This window comes from Lysobacter sp. BMK333-48F3 (assembly GCF_019733395.1).
GTDB lineage: Bacteria > Pseudomonadota > Gammaproteobacteria > Xanthomonadales > Xanthomonadaceae > Lysobacter.
Genome location: NZ_JAIHOO010000001.1, coordinates 1,420,700 through 1,435,633, shown reverse-complemented (window position 1 = coordinate 1,435,633; position 14,934 = coordinate 1,420,700). Strand labels below are relative to the sequence as shown.

Below are 14,934 nucleotides of genomic sequence, written 5' to 3'. Positions count from 1 at the left end.
TTATCTCTCCTTGAAGTGTCCCGAAAGAGCTGAAAACGGGGTCAGAGCGGTTCTGCAGCAAATTCCCAGCCTCAATTTCTACGCCTCGTCGCGACGACGAGAGCCCCCTTCTTTCGGGCGGGTTAACGATCGGTCGGCGAATTCTCCACGGGCAGGCCACTGGCGATTTTTCGCCGCCCTCCAGGCCTCTACTCCAAACCCCGTGGTCGGCCGACTATTGCTCATTCCTTGGGATTCAGGCACTTACGAACGCAGGCCTTCCACTACTCAAGTCCGAAGCGACATCAAGGCGCTTGATCCGACCCTGGGATCGCTTGGGAAACGCGGGGGCGCTCCTCAAACGGTCGGAAGCCTGAGCTGGCGGCGGCCAAGGCTCTGTCTCCCAACTGGGACCCAATCGCAGTCGGGCGCCAAGAGGCGTTCACGGCGGGCGAACTGAACGAGCTGCAGAATCTGCGGCGATGGTCCAATGCTGCGGCGAACTACCGTCGAGCGCCTTTCGCTTCCCGCCGCGAAGCGCTCGATAACCATCGTCCAGGCGGGAGGAGGTTAAAGCCGTGTCAAAGTTCATAGACGCCCATCCTATGAAGCCGTTCACAGCGGACGAATTGAGCAAGTTGCAGAACGCTCCCGCTGACGAGTTCGGAGTCACGCACCACGACATTCTGTTCAACGAGAAGGACGACAAGGTCTATTGTGTCCTGGACGCTCCCAACGCCGAAGCGGTCCATAAGCATCACGCCAAGGCCGGCATCACCTGCGATTGGGTCCACGAAGTGAATTCCACTCGCGGGTGACGAAGGCCCGTCGCTCGTCATAGTCGCGCTGGTCGTTTGGCTCTGCCCCGCAGCAGCGCCATGCGCGATGGCGCCTGACAGTTCCCTCGACTTCGGTGGAAGTCGAATCACTTAGCGCAACGTCGGCCACCGTGCAGTTCGGGGTTGCTGCTGGTTTCGTTGTTCGCCAGTTCGGCTTCGATATAGTTCAACGTTGTATCGGGGAGGTCGGCGAGGCAGGCGTCGGTGTACAGCATAGTTGGACTCCGTGGTTGGGAGTCCATGAACGCTCTAGTCGCCGTGGAAGCCAAGGGAATCGGCGCGATGTTCGCGCCCCTTCTGCTTTGCAGACAGCCGTCAGACAGCTTCTCCCTAGGGGCAACCCCAATGGCGCCGTACGGCGGCGACGGCTACCTTCGTTTCGTGGTGTCGTCCCTCGCACCGCGGCCCTCGTTCGATTTATTGTTCACTACAAGGACTGTACCCATGGCCGAATCCTCTTCTGGTGCTGGTGGCGTCGGTGGTTCCGACGCGGCCAGTAACGTCAACGCCGCCAGCCAGGCGCAGAAAGATGCAGAAGTGAGCGCTCTGGCCGAGACCGCGATAGCCGCTGCGCAGAGAGCTGCCGAGGCCGCTCTAGACGCAGAGCGCACCTGCAAAGATCCTGCAGCGGCTCAAGCGGCGGCCCAAGCGGCACAGCAGGCCGCGAAAGCCGCCGAAGAGGCCGCGCAAGCGGTGGACGATGCGCTTAGCGGCTTGATCACCAGCGAAACACAGTTGGCTGCGAAAGAGGAGTCCGCTATCGCCGCTTATAACGCGGCCCAATCGGCCCGATCCGCTCAAGAAGCTGCGCAGGAGGCTGCCGCCTCGCTTTGCGAAGGCGTGCCCATGTCGCAGGCGCCGAGTCCCACCCAGGGGCTGTCGCTGGCGACCATCAACCAACTCAGCTAGTCGACCTCCGGCGCCGCATCGACCGTGACCCGCGACGGGTCACGCTCCGAGACGACCAACCCGATGTAACGCGCGTAGTCGTAGCCTTCGGGCGCGGCCGGGCATGGCGCCCGGCCGCTTCATGGCGATTACGCTTCTTCGTCGCTCGGCTCGGTCGGCAGAACCGCATCGGCCTCGGTCTGGATGCGGTACACCCGCTCCTCCTTTCCTTCCTTAGCGGAGGCCAGCAGGTAGCCCTTCTTGCGGACGGTGCCGGCGAAGCCCGTCGGAGGCGGCGACGAGGACTGTCGCCGCCATAGCCCTCAAGAACCAAAGGTCGGTGTCACTCGGCGACGACATCGCACACCGCCTTGCGGACATCGACGTTGTCGAAGGCGATCATCTCGACCAGATCGCTGTGCAGCAGACGCAGGGCGTTGCCTGCGCGGCGTTGAAGCTCGCTATAGGCAAGCTCGCGCAAGTCCTCGAGCGCCGCGATGTCGCCGAAGGCGATGGGGCGCAATCGCTTAAGGTCGCGCAGTCCGTGCTTGAGACGTTCCAGATTGGGTTGTTCTTCAAGAGTCATGCTGAGCACCCGTGTGTAGTTGGGATGGAGCCAGCCCCGTCGACACGTCGGTCGTCGCGGAAGCGCGTCATGCTCGGCCGCGCGCCGGCGGCGCAGGCGAGGATGCGGGAGGACGAGACGTTCCGCCCGGTCGAGGCGACGTTCGTATCGAGCGGTCGAACCGCCTACTCCCAGTCGGAGTCGGTGGCCGAAACGAACGGCCTCGTTGGCCTCGCCATCGACCTGCAGGACGAACTGATGAGCCTGGGCCGTTTCGGAATCCAGAAACGGGGTCAGAAACGGGGTCAGAGCTCCTTTTCAGCAGATCAAGCGGAAAAGGCGTTCTGATGACGCACTCGGTTTGTCATCGGAAAACATGGGCAGTGGCGCTTCTGGGCGCCGGGGGCTTTCTCTTATCCGTAATGGTGCCGCGGTTCCGGCGCTATCGGCTACGGCGCGGTTGCCTTCGTCTCGGCCAAAACCGTCAGCAACGGCGACTCTCCACCCAAACACCCGGCGGAGCAGAACGCGATGCGATTGGGGGAGATGGCGCGCCTGGAGGGATTCGAACCCCCGACCAACGGCTTCGGAAGCCGCTACTCTATCCGGCTGAGCTACAGGCGCGTATAGGCTGCATCGCACGAACGCGTCGTGCGGCCGGGCATTCTAAACGCAAATCGGGGGCGAGGGCACGTGTTGTGTTGCGGGCCCGCGGCTTGGGGCGGACCGAGGGCGGGGGGATCGGATCCGGCGCCGTCGCGGCGCCAGGCCAGCGCCCGGTTCCACGCGCCGGGACCGGTCGGCGTTCCGGCACCGGGGCCGCGCCCGGTGGGCGCCCCACAGGTGCGGGCGGCTGGATCCGGCCGCGCCGCGCCGTCCGCCCTCGTTTGCCGGGCCGGCCGATTCGGCCCGCGGCGATCCGCCCAGGCAGCCAGTCTTGGCCCGCGCGCTACTCTATGCGCCATGGAACACGCCCAATCCCATCCCCCGGTGCCGGACTGGCGGCGCCGGCTGTCCCTGTATTGGAAGCTGACCCGCGGCGATCGACCGATCGGCTGGTTGCTGTTGCTGTGGCCGACCTGGTGGGGGCTGTGGATCGCCGCCGAGGGCGTGCCGCCGCTGTGGACTTGGTTCGTGTTCAGCGCCGGGGTCTGGCTGACCCGGGCCGCCGGCTGCGTGATCAACGACTACGCCGACCGCTGGCTGGACCCGCATGTGGAGCGGACCAAGCATCGGCCGCTGGCCACCGGCGAGGTGCGCGGGCGCGAGGCGTTGGCGGTGTTCGCGGTGCTGATGCTGGTCGCGTTCGGCCTGGTGCTGACCCTGAACCGGTTGACCGTGCTGATGAGCTTCGTCGGCGTGGTGCTGGCGGCCAGCTATCCCTATCTCAAGCGTTACACCCATCTGCCCCAGGTTTACCTGGGCATGGCCTTCGGCTGGGGCATCCCGATGGCGTTCGCGGCGGTGCGCGGCGAGGTGCCGGCGGTGGGCTGGCTGCTGTACGTGGCCAATATCCTGTGGTCGACCGCGTACGACACCTGGTATGCGATGGTCGACCGCGAGGACGACCTGAAGATGGGCTCGAAGTCGACCGCGATCCTGTTCGGCGAGCTGGACCTGGTCGCCAACGGGGTGCTGTACGCGCTGATGCTGACCGCACTGGTCCTGGTCGGACAGCGTTCGGGGCTGGGGCCTTGGTATTTCGGCGGGCTGGCGGTGGCGGCGGCGCTGATCGCCTACGAGTTCGTCATCGCCCGCAAGCGCGAGCGCGAGCCCTGCTTCCGCGCCTTCCTGCACAACCACTGGGTCGGGCTGACGATCTTCGCCGGGCTGGCGCTGGACTACGCCCTGCGCGCGCCGGCGGCCTGAGCGCGACGGCGAAACCGCAACCGCGGGCAACGACGGCGGCCGCGCGGCGCGCTGCAATGGCGGCTGGTTCGACAGCCGGAGTCGCTCATGCGTTGGTGCCCCGCGGTAGTGCTGTGCCTGGCCGGCGTCTGCGCCGGCGCCGTTCGCGCCGATGAAGCCGCGCCCGCGCGGATGCATCTGGCGCCGTCGGGCTGGGAGTCCTCGTACCACGAACTGCATTACTCGCCGGTGGTGCGGATCGGCGACCGGGTGATCGTGTCCGGCATCCCGGCGGTGGAGGGCGCGGACGACGAGGCCCAGGCGCGCTGGGTGTTCGCCGAACTGGAGCGGCACCTGCGCAGCGCCGGTGCCGGGCTGGAGGACGTGATCGAGCTGCAGAGCTTCCACGTCGCCGGCGACCACGCCGAGTTTCGGCGCCGGATCGCGCCGGTGCTGAAGGTGCATCGCGAGTTCTTCAAGCGGCACTACCCGGCCTGGACCGCGGTCGCGACCGGCGGCTTGTATTCCAAGGAGGCGAGCATGGAGTTGCGCGCGGAGGCGGTGATCGGCTCGGGGCGGCGGGCGCGGGCGGAGATTGCGCTGCCGGCTAAGTGAGGGGTGGGGACAGAAGCAAAGGCAAGGGCAAAGGCAAATCCCCCCTGGCCCCCCTTTTTCAAAGGGGGGACGCGATAGCGGGTTTCGACGGGGCGGTGGTTCGACGGGGCGGTGGTTCGACAGAGGGGTGGTTCGACAGGGCGCTGGGCTGCGCGTACCGCGATCCAGCCCGAAGCTTCCCCCCTTTGAAAAAGGGGGGCCATGGGGGATTTGCTCTTGCTCCGCCGTACCCTGCGACTAAAGTCCAGGTGGCCCGCCCACCCCTCGCTCGGACAATGCCCGGGCCCGTCGCAGGAATCCCGCCATGCCCGCTGCCGACACCGCCGTCCACGACGGTCTGCTCGCCCGCTTCGCCTTGCGCAGCGCCGCCTGGGCCGAGCGCTGGTTTCCCGATGCCTACGTGTTCGCCGCGCTCGGCGTGGCCATCGTCGCGGTCGCGGCGCTGGCCTTCGGCGCCACGCCGGCAGCAACCGCGACCGCGTTCGGCGACGGGTTCTGGAGCCTGATTCCTTTCACCATGCAGATGGCCTTCGTGGTCATCGGCGGCTACGTGGTCGCGACCGCGCCGGCGGTGGCGCGGGTCATCGACGCGCTGGCGCGGGTGCCGCGCAGCGGCCGCGGCGCGGTCTGCTACGTCGGCCTGGTGAGCATGCTGACCTCGCTGCTGAGCTGGGGCTTCTCGCTGGTGTTCGGCGGCCTGCTGGTGCGCGCGCTGGCGCGGCGCGACGACCTGGACATGGATTACCGCGCCGCCGGCGCGGCCGCCTACCTGGGCCTGGGCGCGGTGTGGGCGATGGGGCTCAGTTCCTCGGCGGCGCAGCTGCAGGCCAACCCGGCCAGCATGCCGCCCGGCTTGCTGGCGATCACCGGGGTGATTCCGTTCAGCGAAACCATCTTCCTGTGGCAGTCGATCGCGCTCACCGCCGCGTTGATCGTGGTGTCGCTGCTGGTCTGCTACGTCACCGCGCCGCGCGGCGGCTCGGTGCGGCGCGCGCGCGATTTCGACGGCGCCGACCGCCTGGCCGAGGACGAACGCAACGCCGCCACGCTGCCGCCGCGCAGCCGCCCGGGCGAATGGCTGGAGTACAGCCCGCTGGTGACGATCCTGTTGGCGGCGATGAGCCTGGGCTGGCTGGCTTACGAGTTCTCGGCCAAGCCCTGGGTCAGCGCGATCGCCAACCTCAACACCTACAACTTCCTGTTCCTGACCGCCGGCCTACTGCTGCACTGGCGGCCGCGCAGTTTCCTCAATGCGGTCGCGCGCGCGGTGCCGAGCACCACCGGCGTGCTGATCCAGTTTCCGCTGTACGGCGGCATCGCCAGCCTGCTGACCGCGGCCAAGGGCGCCGACGGGCAGACCCTGGCGCATCACCTGTCCAGCGTGTTCGTGCAGATCGCCACCGCCGACACCTTCACCCTGGTGATGGGCGCCTACTCGGCGGTGCTGGGCTTCTTCGTGCCCTCCGGCGGCGGCAAGTGGATCATCGAAGCGCCGTACGTGATGCAGGCGGCCAACGACCTGCAGGTGCACTTGGGCTGGGCGGTGCAGGTCTACAACGCGGCCGAAGCGCTGCCCAACCTGATCAATCCGTTCTGGATGCTGCCCCTGCTCGGCGTGCTGGGGCTGAAGGCGCGCGACATCGTCGGCTTCACCTTCATCCAGTTGCTGGTGCATATCCCGCTGGTGCTGGGCCTGCTGTGGCTGCTCGGCCTGACCCTGAGCTACCACCCGCCGGTCATGCCCTAAGGCGCGGAGTGCGACCGCCCTTGTGTAGGAGCGGCCGCGAGCCGCGACCGGGACGCGCAGCGGCGACAGCGCCGGCGTCGCTCATCGAAGCCGCACCCGATCGCGGGTGCGGCCGCGGCCTGGCCTGAAACATCGACCGAACGCCAAGGCGCGGCCGGCGCCGCACGGCCGAGCCGTGGCCGCGCCGAACTTGGAATCTCGTTCGGCCGCCCGTGTCTATAGGGCATTTCCTACCCCCGCTCGCGCCGATGCCCGACTGCGCCGGCCCGGCGTCCGCGCGATCCTGTGTCCGTGGAGAGCATCGCGAGGGAACGCCGCCGATGTCGCGCCGGAAACGGATATCCGGCCTTCTCCACCACCCGCGCGACGCGGCGGGCTCGGCGATGCGGATCCCCCGTCCGCACTCTCAGCCTCTGCGACGTCCGGGAGAGACAATAGCGGCACGGCAGGAAAGGACTCCGGCGTCGGATCGGGGTCGGGCCAGCAGGGCGCATCGCACCTCGTCGCGATGCCTGTGCGGCTCGGTCCCGGTCCGGCGGGAGCGGCGAAGGATCGCCGACCGGCAACCCCCGCCCGATTCGATCAGGCGCGCAGGACGCGCCGAGCAGGGAGCGGCCGCCACGGACAGGCGGACGATCGGAATCGGGGCCGCGCCAGGATGGCGCGCGTGGCGGAAAGGATTCCGCCATCGGGCTGCGGGTGGGCGCCGGGCCGCCGCTGGGCCGCGAATGGTGCGGCGCGCTGGGCGGCCGGATCGGTGGAGAGCGACGCCGCAGCGCTTCCAGGGCGCAGTTCGCAGAGCCGCGTCGTTCAAAGGCTAGGCGCGCCGCCCCACAGGATTTGCTCCGGTTACAAGTCGCGATCGCGAAGCCCCGCTCTCGCGCCGCCCGCGACCGGCGCCCTCTCGACCCACTCCTGTAGGAGCGACGAGAGTCGCGACCGCGATGCCCCGTTCTTGCGTCGTCTGCATCCGGCGCCTTCGGCCCGCTTCCGCCGAAGCGGGCACGACGCTGCATAGGCAGCGCGGCGACGCTTACAGCGCGAAGCTAAGGTAGCGGCCTTTGGAGGTCGGCGAGTTCGGGAACTCGATCCGCAGGGTCAGGCCGTCCAGCCGATCCTTGCGCGGCAACACATAGGCATGACGGAACGCGAACGGCCGGCCGGGCAGGGCGCTGATCGGCTTGAAGTCGGCGCCGTAGCCGGTGCCGCAGGTTTCGGGCAGCTTGTCGCCGCCCATGCGCGGCAGGTCGCCGGGGTTGGCGTCCCAGAGCCGGCCCTCGGCGTCGGCGATGCGGCCGCGGCAGCGGTCGAGGTCCTTGGCGACGGTGCCGGAGTCGGCGATCACTTCGAAGGTCGCCAGCAGCACGCCGGCGTCCTTGCGCAGCGGGCCGCGCAGGCGCGGATCGCGCGGCGCCAGGGCCTGGGCTTCGACCAGGCGCCAGCGTGCGCCTTCGAAGGCGACCCATTGCCCGCGTGCGGCAGCGATGGCCTGGTCGGGGTGGCGTTGCCGGTAGACCTGCAACTGTTCGCGGTAAGGCACGATCATCGCCCAGGCGCCGAGCACGGCGGTGCCGAGCAGCCACAAGGCGTTGCGTCGCCACCAGCCGGTCGGCGCGGGCGCGTGGCCGGCGTCGAACACCGGGCAATCGGTGGCCGATGCGGCGGATTCGTTCATGGCGGTGGGCGCCGAGGTCGTCGATGCGGAGGGCGGCGGTGCAGACGTCATGGGCGCAGGTCCAGTACCGGCTTGGCTTCGGCCAGCAATTTGCGCGCCTGCGCGGCGTCGATGCCCAGGTCGACGTCGACCAGGCTGTCGCCGCCGTGCGGCAGCAGGCTGCCCCAATAGAACTGCAGGTGCGCGCCCTGCAAGCGGTCGGGCGGCACTTCGAAGAACCAGGCGCCTTCGGCCGGCAGGCCCGGCGCCAGGGCGCGGTCGCGCAGGTTGAAGCCCTTGAGCTTGGGCCGGTCCGGGCTGGAGGCCACATAGACCAGGCCGTCGCGGGTGCGCAGCTGCGCGGTGACATAGCCGGGTTGCTGCAGGGCTTCGCTCTGGCCGACCACCGACAGCCACACGCCGGGCGTACGCAGCACATAGTCCTGCGGCTGGGCGTAGTCGCCCTTGAGCAGGTAGGCGCGGGCAACCTTGAGCCGTTTGACTTCGACCGCGAAGTTGCGGCCTTGCGCGCGCGTCGGGGCGACCGCGGGCGCGCGCTGCAGCAGTGGCGCGTCGCGCTGCTCGTAATCGGATTCGCCTTTGCGCAGCGCCACCACCGCGGCCAGCGCCAGCACGATCCACAGCGCGTCGCGCCAACGCCAGCGCAGCCGCCAGTACGGCGAGGCCGCCGCGCCCGTCGTCGCCGGCGCGCTCACGGCGCCACCGCCCGGTCGCGCAGGTCCTGCACCGCGACGCGGTACTTCGCCGCCGGCTTGCCCTGGACCCAGGCGCCCTCGTCGTTGAGATAGGCCTTGGCCTTGTAGTCGCGGGCGAACACGCCCCAGGTTTCCTGCGGCGAATAGACATAGCCGCGCGGCAGCGCCCAGACCAGGTCGACGCGCTGCTTCAGGCGCGGGTGCAGGTCGGCGGCGATGCTGTGGTCGTCGGCCATCATCAAGGTCTCGGCGGGGATCGGTTCGCGTTTCTTCGACAGCAGGATCAGGTCCTGCTGCGGATAACCGAAGCCGTTGATGCTGCGCTGGGTGCGGTTCTCGATTTCGACCTGCAGCACCAGGTAGAGCTTGTCCGGGTTGTAGGGGTCGACCCGGCCGCCGGGCTTGTAACGCGCGACCCAGGCGCGCAACGGCTTCACCGCCAGAGCGCCGCCCTGGAAACGGTGGCCGGCCTTGTACTCGGGCAGCGGCTTGCTCTTGCTCTTGGCTTCGCCGAAGCCGCCGAGCGCGGCGGTCGCGGTCAGCGCGACCAGGACTACGGCCGCCGTGCCCTGCCACCAGGGATTGCGCGCCGCGCCGATCAGTTCGTCCTTGTTCGCCATAGCCCTGCCTGCTGCGAGTCGCGGCACCCTAGCACAGCGCGCCCGCGATCCCGGTCACCGATTTCGCATTCTTTCGATCAGGGGCGCGACGATGCCGCAATCGTTTCCAGCTGCGCACTGACATCTGTCAGATGAATGCGATGGCTCAGGCGCAGGGCCTCGAGCAGGTGGCGATCGTGGCTGGCGACGACGAAGGCGCCGGGCCAGGCGTCGAGCAATCCGATCAGGGCTTCGCGGCTGTCCAGGTCGAGGTGTTCGCCGGGTTCGTCGAGCAGCAGCAACGGCGCCGGCGGATCGCGATACGCGGCTGCGGCCAGCGCCGCGCGCATGCGTTCGCCGGCCGACAGCGTGGCCATCGCCTGGCGGGCGCGATCGCCGGGCAGGCCGAGCAGGGCCAGGCGCGTGGCCAGCGCGGCGCGTGCTGGCGCGTCGCCGCGGGCCGCGTCGCCAGCGATCCAGTCCAGGGCGCCCGCCTGCGCCGGCAGCAAGCGCAGATCCTGGTCCAGCCACAGCGCCGGAACCGTCGCCCGCGCGCGGCCGGCGGCGAGCGTGCCCAACCCGGCGATGGCGCGCAGCAAGCTGGTCTTGCCACTGCCGTTGCGGCCGCTCAGGCCGATCCGCACCGGGCCGTCCAGCGTTGCGCTCAGCGACCGCGCAGGTTGGGCACGGCAGGGATGCGCGGCGGCGAACTCGAGCGTGCGCCGCCCGGCCGGCTGTTGCGCGGCGCTGCCCAGGAACACCGGCGCGGCGGGGTTGTTGGCGCGCGCGTAGGCGTCGCTGACGGCGGCGTCGCGTTGCTGCAGGCGTTGGCTCAGCGCGGCGCGGCGGCGTCCTTGATGGCGCTCGGCCGCGTTCTGGCTGAAATCGAGCAGCAGCTTGGACTGGTTGGCCTGCGCGCCGGCGCGCTGGCCGCGTGCGGCGCGCCGGTCCAGGGCTTCGCGTTGGCGGACCTGATCGCGGCGTTCGCGGCGCAGCGCCAGCCGCGCCGCGTCCAGCGCATCCAGGCCTTCGCGGCGCCGGCGATCGCGCTGCCGCAGGTACTGCGCCAGGCCGCCGTCGTGCTCGGTCGCGCCTTCGCGGTCGAGTTCGACGATGCGCGGCGCCTGTTCCAGCCAGGCCGGATCGTGGCTGACCGCGAGCACCGCCGCCGCGCTGGCGGCGTAGCGCTGGAACCAATGCGCGGAAGACTCCGCGTCCAGGTGCCGGCTGGGCTCGTCGAGCAGGACGATGTCCGCGTCGGCGAGCCAGGCGCCGAGCAGGCGCAGTTGTTGGCGTTGGCCGCCGGACAAGCGGCCCGGATCGTGGCGCAGGGACAGGCCGGCCAGGCCGATTTCGTCCAGCGACCGGGCCAGGCGTTCGCGCAGGTCCCAGCGATCGGCCACCCGGACCAGATCGTCGGCATTGCCTTGGCCGGCGGCGAGCCGGTCCAGCGCGGCCAGCGCCGGGGCGACGCCGAGCAGGGCGGCGATGCTGCCGCACGACTCGGGTGCGGCGTCGGTGCGCAGATGGACGATTGCGCCGCGGCGCTCGATCCGGCCCTGGGCCGGCGCGGCATCGCCGGCGAGCGCGGCGAGCAGAGTCGATTTACCCGCGCCGTTGCGGCCGACCAGGGCGGTGTAGCCCTGGCGCAAGCTCAGGTCGAGGTTCTGGTAGAGGATACGGCCGTCGTCGAGGACGGCGGACAGGCCGAAGGCCTGCAATCGGACCGGGTCCGAGGCGGGATGGGCGGGCATGAGGGCTCCGGCGATGCGACGGGCAGGGCAACGGCGCGCGAGTCGCGGCGGTTGCGAAGACGGCGTATCGGTTCAGAGCTTCATGACACTCCACTCGGTGGTCTGGGCAGCATTGTAGCGGCCCGCACCGGCGCGCGCTGAACGCCGGCTGGCGCGCTCAGGCCGGCTGGTCGGGAATCAGCGCGCTTTCCAGCCGGGCGATGCAGTCCTTCAGCCACAGCTTGCGTTTCTTCAGCCGCTTGACCGTCAGCTCGTCGGCCTGCGGGTCCAGGCCCAGGTGCTCGATGGCCGAATCGAGGTCGCGATGTTCCTGGCGCAGCTCGGCCAGTTGGCGGGCGATCTCGGCGGCATCGTTGCTGGCGGTCATGCGCTCCAGCTTAACGCGCCGCCCGCGCGGGCGTCATCGGCCGCGGCGGCCGGTGCGAGGGCGTTCACCGGCCCTTGGCGTAGAATCGTCGGCCTCATGAACACCGTCCTGCCCCTGGCCGAACCCATCCGCCGCGCCCGTCCCGGCGCCGTCCCCGCCGCCGACGGCGAGCGCCTGGCCACCCGCCTGCGCCACCAGGTCGGCCGCGCCATCGCCGATTTCGGCATGATCGAAGACGGCGACAAGGTCATGGTCTGCCTGTCCGGCGGCAAGGACAGCTACACCCTGCTCGACATCCTGCTGCAGTTGCAGAAGAAGGCGCCGGTGAAGTTCGAGCTGGTCGCGGTCAACCTCGACCAGAAGCAGCCCGACTTTCCCGAGCACGTGCTGCCGCAGTACCTGGAATCGATCGGGGTGGCGTACAAGATCCTCGAGCAGGACACCTATTCGGTGGTGACCCGGGTGGTGCCGGAAGGCAAGACCATGTGCTCGCTGTGTTCGCGCCTGCGGCGCGGCGCGCTGTACACCTATGCCGAACAGCAGGGCTTCACCAAGATCGCGCTCGGCCACCACCGCGACGACCTGGTCGCGACCTTCTTCCTGAACCTGTTCTTCCACGCCAAGCTCAGCGGCATGCCGCCCAAGCTGCTGTCCGACGACGGCAAGCACGTGGTGATCCGACCGCTGGCCTACGTGCGCGAGGACGACATCGTCGACTACGCGGCGATCAGGCAGTTCCCGATCATCCCCTGCAACCTGTGCGGCTCGCAGGAGAACCTGCAGCGCAAGCAGGTGAAGCGGATGATGGACGCCTGGGAGCGCGAGACGCCCGGCCGGATCGAGACGATTTCGCGCGCGCTCGGCGACATCCGCCCATCGCAGCTCAGCGACCCCAAGCTGTTCGACTTCCTCGGCCTGGGCAAGGCCGGCGCGCCGATCGCCGCGGCGCCGGTGTGGCTGGACCAGGCCATCGCCGACGCCGACGACGCAGAGGCGGGATGAGGCCGTCTCCGTTTCCAGGCCGGCACCGGCTTGCGTCGGCGCCGCCGTACTTGCCCGACGTTATCGCCGCATGGCTCTGAAGTCTCTGGATTCCCGCCTTCGCGGGAATGACGAGCAAGAGCATCCGACTCCATTCCTTCTCAATCCGGTCCCTCGATGTTCTTTCGCAACCTGACGCTGTTCCGCTTTCCCACCAGTCACGACTTCAGCGAACTCGACAAGGGCCTGGAGGAATGCCGGCTCAAGCCGGTAGGCCCGCTCGAGTTGTCCTCGCGCGGCTTCATCTCGCCGTTCGGCCGCGACGCCGAGGACGCGGTGATGAGCAACCGCATCGCCGACGCGATCTGGATCACCTCCGGCGGCGAAGACCGGCTGCTGCCGGGCGCGGTGGTCAACGACATGCTGGCCAAGAAGCTGGCCGAGATCGAGCAGAAGGAAGGGCGCAAGCCCGGCGGCCGCACCCGCAAGCGGCTCAAGGACGAGCTGATCGTCGACCTGCTGCCGCGCGCCTTCATCAAGCCCAGCCGCACCGACGCGATGATCGACCTCGAGCACGGCCTGGTGATCGTCGACACCTCCAGCCGCAAGACCGGCGAGAACGTGATCAGCGAGATCCGCCGCGCCATGGGCAGCCTGCCGGCGTTGCCGCTGAACGCCGAGATCGCGCCGCGCTCGGTGCTGACCGGCTGGGTCGCCGGCGAAGAGATGCCGGACGGGCTCAGCCTGGGCGACGAATGCGAGCTGCGCGATCCGGTCGACCAGGGCGCGGTGGTCAAGTGCCAGCGCCAGGAACTGGAAAGCGACGAGATCGCCAAGCACCTGGAAACCGGCAAGCAGGTCACCCGCCTGGCCCTGACCCTGGACGATCACGTGTCCTTCGTGCTCGGCGAAGACCTGGTGGTGCGCAAGTTCAAGCTGCTCGACGGCGCTGTCGACCAGCTCGAGCATTCCGAGGGCGATGGCCTGCGCGCCGAACTCGACGCGCGTTTCGCGCTGATGAGCGGCGAGGTCAAGCGCCTGTTCAAGGTGCTGGAGCCGGCGCTGAAGCTGTCCAAGGTCGAGGGCTGAGGCCCGCGCGACCCACGCTGCGCCTGCCGACGGCGGGCGCCGCTTCGTCCCCGAGCGCTGCGCGTCCGCCCGTGCGCGACGCCGGCTGGCCGCTGTCCCGCTTGCGCGAGAGAGGGTGGGGCGAGGGCGCCGGTCGTCGCCGCGCAGCGCCAAGCCGCCGGCATCGCCCGCCGGTCGCCGGCAAGCGCTATCCTCGGCCGATGGCGGCCCCGTCCTCATGAGCAACTTGCTGCTGCGCCTGCTGACCGGCAAGCCGTCGGCCGCGCCGCGCGCGGTCTCGCGCGAGACCGTGGCGATCGAACTCGGCGACGGCCGCCGCATCGAGGTGCTGCGGGTGCGCGACCCGCGCGCGCGGCGGATCCGGCTCAGCGTCGACGAACGCGGCCCGCGCCTGACCCTGCCGCTGCGCGCCAGCGACATCGCCGGCCAACGCTTCGTGATCGAGCACGGCGACTGGCTGCTGGCGCAGATGGCCTTGGCCGACAGCGGCGCGCCGCCGTTGCAGCCGCATGCGCCGGCCAGCGTGCCGCTGCGCGGACGCGACTGGCCGGTGCGCTGGCGCCAGGCGCGCGCGCTGCGGGTGGAGCTGACCGAGGACGCGCTCGACATCGCCGTGCCCGATACGCTCAAGCCGGCCGCGCTGCAGCGGGCGATGCGCGAGTTCTACGAAGGCCAGGCCCGGGCCGACGTCGGCCGCTGGCTGCCCAAGTACCTGCCCGGCCTGCCGCGCGCGCCGTCGCGGTTGCGCTATCGGGTGATGTCCTCGCAATGGGGTTCGCTGGCGCCGGACGGCGCGCTGTCGCTGGACCTGTCGCTGGTGCTGGCGCCGGCGGCGGCGTTCGAATACGTGCTGGTGCACGAGCTCTGCCACCTGATCCACGCCGACCACTCGCGCGCGTTCTGGCGCGAAGTCGAAGCGCGCTGTCCGGACTGGCGCGACCAGCGCGACTACTTCCGCGCGTCCGGCCGCAGTCTCAAGGCCGGCTTGCGGCGCTTGATCGCTGCCGACTGAGCCTGCCGCGGCCTGCAGGCGTCGCTGCGCGGGGCGCGTGCGATCCCGCGCTGGGTTGAAGCATGGGCCGGAGCGCCGTGCCTGGGTGTTCGCCCCGTTCTGGCGGGCAACGGCAAATCCCCCGCGCCGCCGGCCGCTTCGGACTTCGTACCGGCGCCGGGCGCTCGCCCCCTTTTTCAAAGGGGGCAACACAACGCGCTCGCCCCGCCCCTGATTGCCGCCGCCGCTATTGTTGCCGGTGCCGGTGCCGGTGCCGGTGCCGAAGCTGGTGTTGGTGACGT

At 69.7% G+C, this 14,934-nt stretch carries 16 protein-coding genes and 1 tRNA gene; 9 read left to right on the top strand and 8 right to left on the bottom strand.

Translation table 11 applies throughout. The features are described 5' to 3' along the window. Positions 1–557 precede the first annotated feature (557 nt). Positions 558–797, top strand: a complete 240-nt coding sequence (locus tag K4L06_RS06070; protein WP_343225730.1) for a nickel-binding protein — start codon at positions 558–560, stop codon at positions 795–797. Between the two features lie 107 nt (positions 798–904). Here the strand turns inward: K4L06_RS06070 and K4L06_RS22565 are convergent, their stop codons facing one another. After that, on the bottom strand, positions 905–1,033 hold the full coding sequence (locus tag K4L06_RS22565; RefSeq protein WP_255594995.1) for a hypothetical protein: 129 nt from the start codon (positions 1,031–1,033) through the stop codon (positions 905–907). A 25-nt stretch (positions 1,034–1,058) separates the two neighbouring features. Between K4L06_RS22565 and K4L06_RS06065 the strand changes: the two genes are divergently transcribed. Beyond that, positions 1,059–1,727 (top strand): hypothetical protein, encoded by a 669-nt coding sequence (locus K4L06_RS06065; RefSeq protein WP_221670546.1) that lies wholly within the window; start codon positions 1,059–1,061, stop codon positions 1,725–1,727. A gap of 322 nt (positions 1,728–2,049) precedes the next feature. On the opposite strand, the gene K4L06_RS06060 is transcribed toward K4L06_RS06065, so the two are convergent. After that, on the bottom strand, positions 2,050–2,292 hold the full coding sequence (locus K4L06_RS06060) for a hypothetical protein (RefSeq protein WP_221670545.1): 243 nt from the start codon (positions 2,290–2,292) through the stop codon (positions 2,050–2,052). A gap of 69 nt (positions 2,293–2,361) precedes the next feature. Here K4L06_RS06060 and K4L06_RS06055 point away from each other — a divergent pair, with 69 nt between their 5' ends. Continuing rightward, positions 2,362–2,619: a hypothetical protein gene (locus K4L06_RS06055; RefSeq protein ID WP_221670544.1), complete on the top strand. Its 258-nt coding sequence runs from the start codon at positions 2,362–2,364 to the stop codon at positions 2,617–2,619. A 199-nt stretch (positions 2,620–2,818) separates the two neighbouring features. Here K4L06_RS06055 and K4L06_RS06050 read toward each other — a convergent pair. Continuing rightward, a tRNA-Arg gene (locus tag K4L06_RS06050) sits at positions 2,819–2,895 on the bottom strand. A 339-nt stretch (positions 2,896–3,234) separates the two neighbouring features. Between K4L06_RS06050 and ubiA the strand changes: the two genes are divergently transcribed. The 3 genes from ubiA (at position 3,235) to K4L06_RS06035 (ending at position 6,481) form a co-directional block, all read left to right on the top strand. Further along, positions 3,235–4,140, top strand: coding sequence for a 4-hydroxybenzoate octaprenyltransferase (gene ubiA / locus K4L06_RS06045; protein WP_221670543.1), 906 nt, complete (start codon positions 3,235–3,237; stop codon positions 4,138–4,140). An 87-nt stretch (positions 4,141–4,227) separates the two neighbouring features. Then, positions 4,228–4,734: a Rid family hydrolase gene (locus tag K4L06_RS06040; RefSeq protein ID WP_221670542.1), complete on the top strand. Its 507-nt coding sequence runs from the start codon at positions 4,228–4,230 to the stop codon at positions 4,732–4,734. A gap of 304 nt (positions 4,735–5,038) precedes the next feature. Then, positions 5,039–6,481: a TIGR00366 family protein gene (locus K4L06_RS06035; RefSeq protein ID WP_221670541.1), complete on the top strand. Its 1,443-nt coding sequence runs from the start codon at positions 5,039–5,041 to the stop codon at positions 6,479–6,481. A 1,033-nt stretch (positions 6,482–7,514) separates the two neighbouring features. On the opposite strand, the gene K4L06_RS06030 is transcribed toward K4L06_RS06035, so the two are convergent. The 5 genes from K4L06_RS06030 to K4L06_RS06010 form a co-directional block, all read right to left on the bottom strand. Then, positions 7,515–8,156, bottom strand: coding sequence for a hypothetical protein (locus K4L06_RS06030; RefSeq protein ID WP_221670540.1), 642 nt, complete (start codon positions 8,154–8,156; stop codon positions 7,515–7,517). A 47-nt stretch (positions 8,157–8,203) separates the two neighbouring features. Continuing rightward, the gene (locus K4L06_RS06025; protein ID WP_221670539.1) at positions 8,204–8,851 is read right to left on the bottom strand and encodes a hypothetical protein; all 648 of its coding nucleotides are present in this window, start codon (positions 8,849–8,851) and stop codon (positions 8,204–8,206) included. Then, positions 8,848–9,471 carry a hypothetical protein gene (locus K4L06_RS06020; RefSeq protein ID WP_221670538.1) on the bottom strand — a complete coding sequence of 208 codons (624 nt, stop codon included), beginning with the start codon at positions 9,469–9,471 and terminating at the stop codon, positions 8,848–8,850. The genes K4L06_RS06025 and K4L06_RS06020 overlap by 4 nt, the downstream gene beginning before the upstream one ends. A 77-nt stretch (positions 9,472–9,548) precedes the next feature. Next, positions 9,549–11,204, bottom strand: coding sequence for an ATP-binding cassette domain-containing protein (locus K4L06_RS06015; protein WP_221670537.1), 1,656 nt, complete (start codon positions 11,202–11,204; stop codon positions 9,549–9,551). Between the two features lie 157 nt (positions 11,205–11,361). Beyond that, a complete protein-coding gene (locus tag K4L06_RS06010) occupies positions 11,362–11,571 on the bottom strand; it encodes a YdcH family protein (protein ID WP_221670536.1) in 210 nt (69 codons plus the stop codon). Positions 11,572–11,667: 96 nt separating this feature from the next. Between K4L06_RS06010 and ttcA the strand changes: the two genes are divergently transcribed. The 3 genes from ttcA to K4L06_RS05995 all read left to right on the top strand — a co-directional run bounded on the left by ttcA (position 11,668) and on the right by K4L06_RS05995 (position 14,653). After that, positions 11,668–12,573: a tRNA 2-thiocytidine(32) synthetase TtcA gene (ttcA, locus tag K4L06_RS06005; RefSeq protein ID WP_221670535.1), complete on the top strand. Its 906-nt coding sequence runs from the start codon at positions 11,668–11,670 to the stop codon at positions 12,571–12,573. A 156-nt stretch (positions 12,574–12,729) separates the two neighbouring features. After that, a complete protein-coding gene (locus tag K4L06_RS06000) occupies positions 12,730–13,641 on the top strand; it encodes a recombination-associated protein RdgC (protein ID WP_221670534.1) in 912 nt (303 codons plus the stop codon). Positions 13,642–13,858: 217 nt separating this feature from the next. Then, positions 13,859–14,653 (top strand): SprT family zinc-dependent metalloprotease, encoded by a 795-nt coding sequence (locus K4L06_RS05995; protein WP_221670533.1) that lies wholly within the window; start codon positions 13,859–13,861, stop codon positions 14,651–14,653. Positions 14,654–14,934: the final 281 nt, after the last annotated feature.

Coding starts and splice junctions, on each gene's coding strand:
- K4L06_RS22565 (WP_255594995.1), bottom strand. CDS start 1,033: ATGCTGTACACCGACGCCTGCCTCGCCGACCTCCCCGATACAACGTTG.
- K4L06_RS06065 (WP_221670546.1), top strand. CDS start 1,059: ATGAACGCTCTAGTCGCCGTGGAAGCCAAGGGAATCGGCGCGATGTTC.
- K4L06_RS06060 (WP_221670545.1), bottom strand. CDS start 2,292: ATGACTCTTGAAGAACAACCCAATCTGGAACGTCTCAAGCACGGACTG.
- K4L06_RS06055 (WP_221670544.1), top strand. CDS start 2,362: ATGCTCGGCCGCGCGCCGGCGGCGCAGGCGAGGATGCGGGAGGACGAG.
- ubiA (WP_221670543.1), top strand. CDS start 3,235: ATGGAACACGCCCAATCCCATCCCCCGGTGCCGGACTGGCGGCGCCGG.
- K4L06_RS06040 (WP_221670542.1), top strand. CDS start 4,228: ATGCGTTGGTGCCCCGCGGTAGTGCTGTGCCTGGCCGGCGTCTGCGCC.
- K4L06_RS06035 (WP_221670541.1), top strand. CDS start 5,039: ATGCCCGCTGCCGACACCGCCGTCCACGACGGTCTGCTCGCCCGCTTC.
- K4L06_RS06030 (WP_221670540.1), bottom strand. CDS start 8,156: ATGAACGAATCCGCCGCATCGGCCACCGATTGCCCGGTGTTCGACGCC.
- K4L06_RS06020 (WP_221670538.1), bottom strand. CDS start 9,471: ATGGCGAACAAGGACGAACTGATCGGCGCGGCGCGCAATCCCTGGTGG.
- K4L06_RS06015 (WP_221670537.1), bottom strand. CDS start 11,204: ATGCCCGCCCATCCCGCCTCGGACCCGGTCCGATTGCAGGCCTTCGGC.
- K4L06_RS06010 (WP_221670536.1), bottom strand. CDS start 11,571: ATGACCGCCAGCAACGATGCCGCCGAGATCGCCCGCCAACTGGCCGAG.
- ttcA (WP_221670535.1), top strand. CDS start 11,668: ATGAACACCGTCCTGCCCCTGGCCGAACCCATCCGCCGCGCCCGTCCC.
- K4L06_RS06000 (WP_221670534.1), top strand. CDS start 12,730: ATGTTCTTTCGCAACCTGACGCTGTTCCGCTTTCCCACCAGTCACGAC.
- K4L06_RS05995 (WP_221670533.1), top strand. CDS start 13,859: ATGAGCAACTTGCTGCTGCGCCTGCTGACCGGCAAGCCGTCGGCCGCG.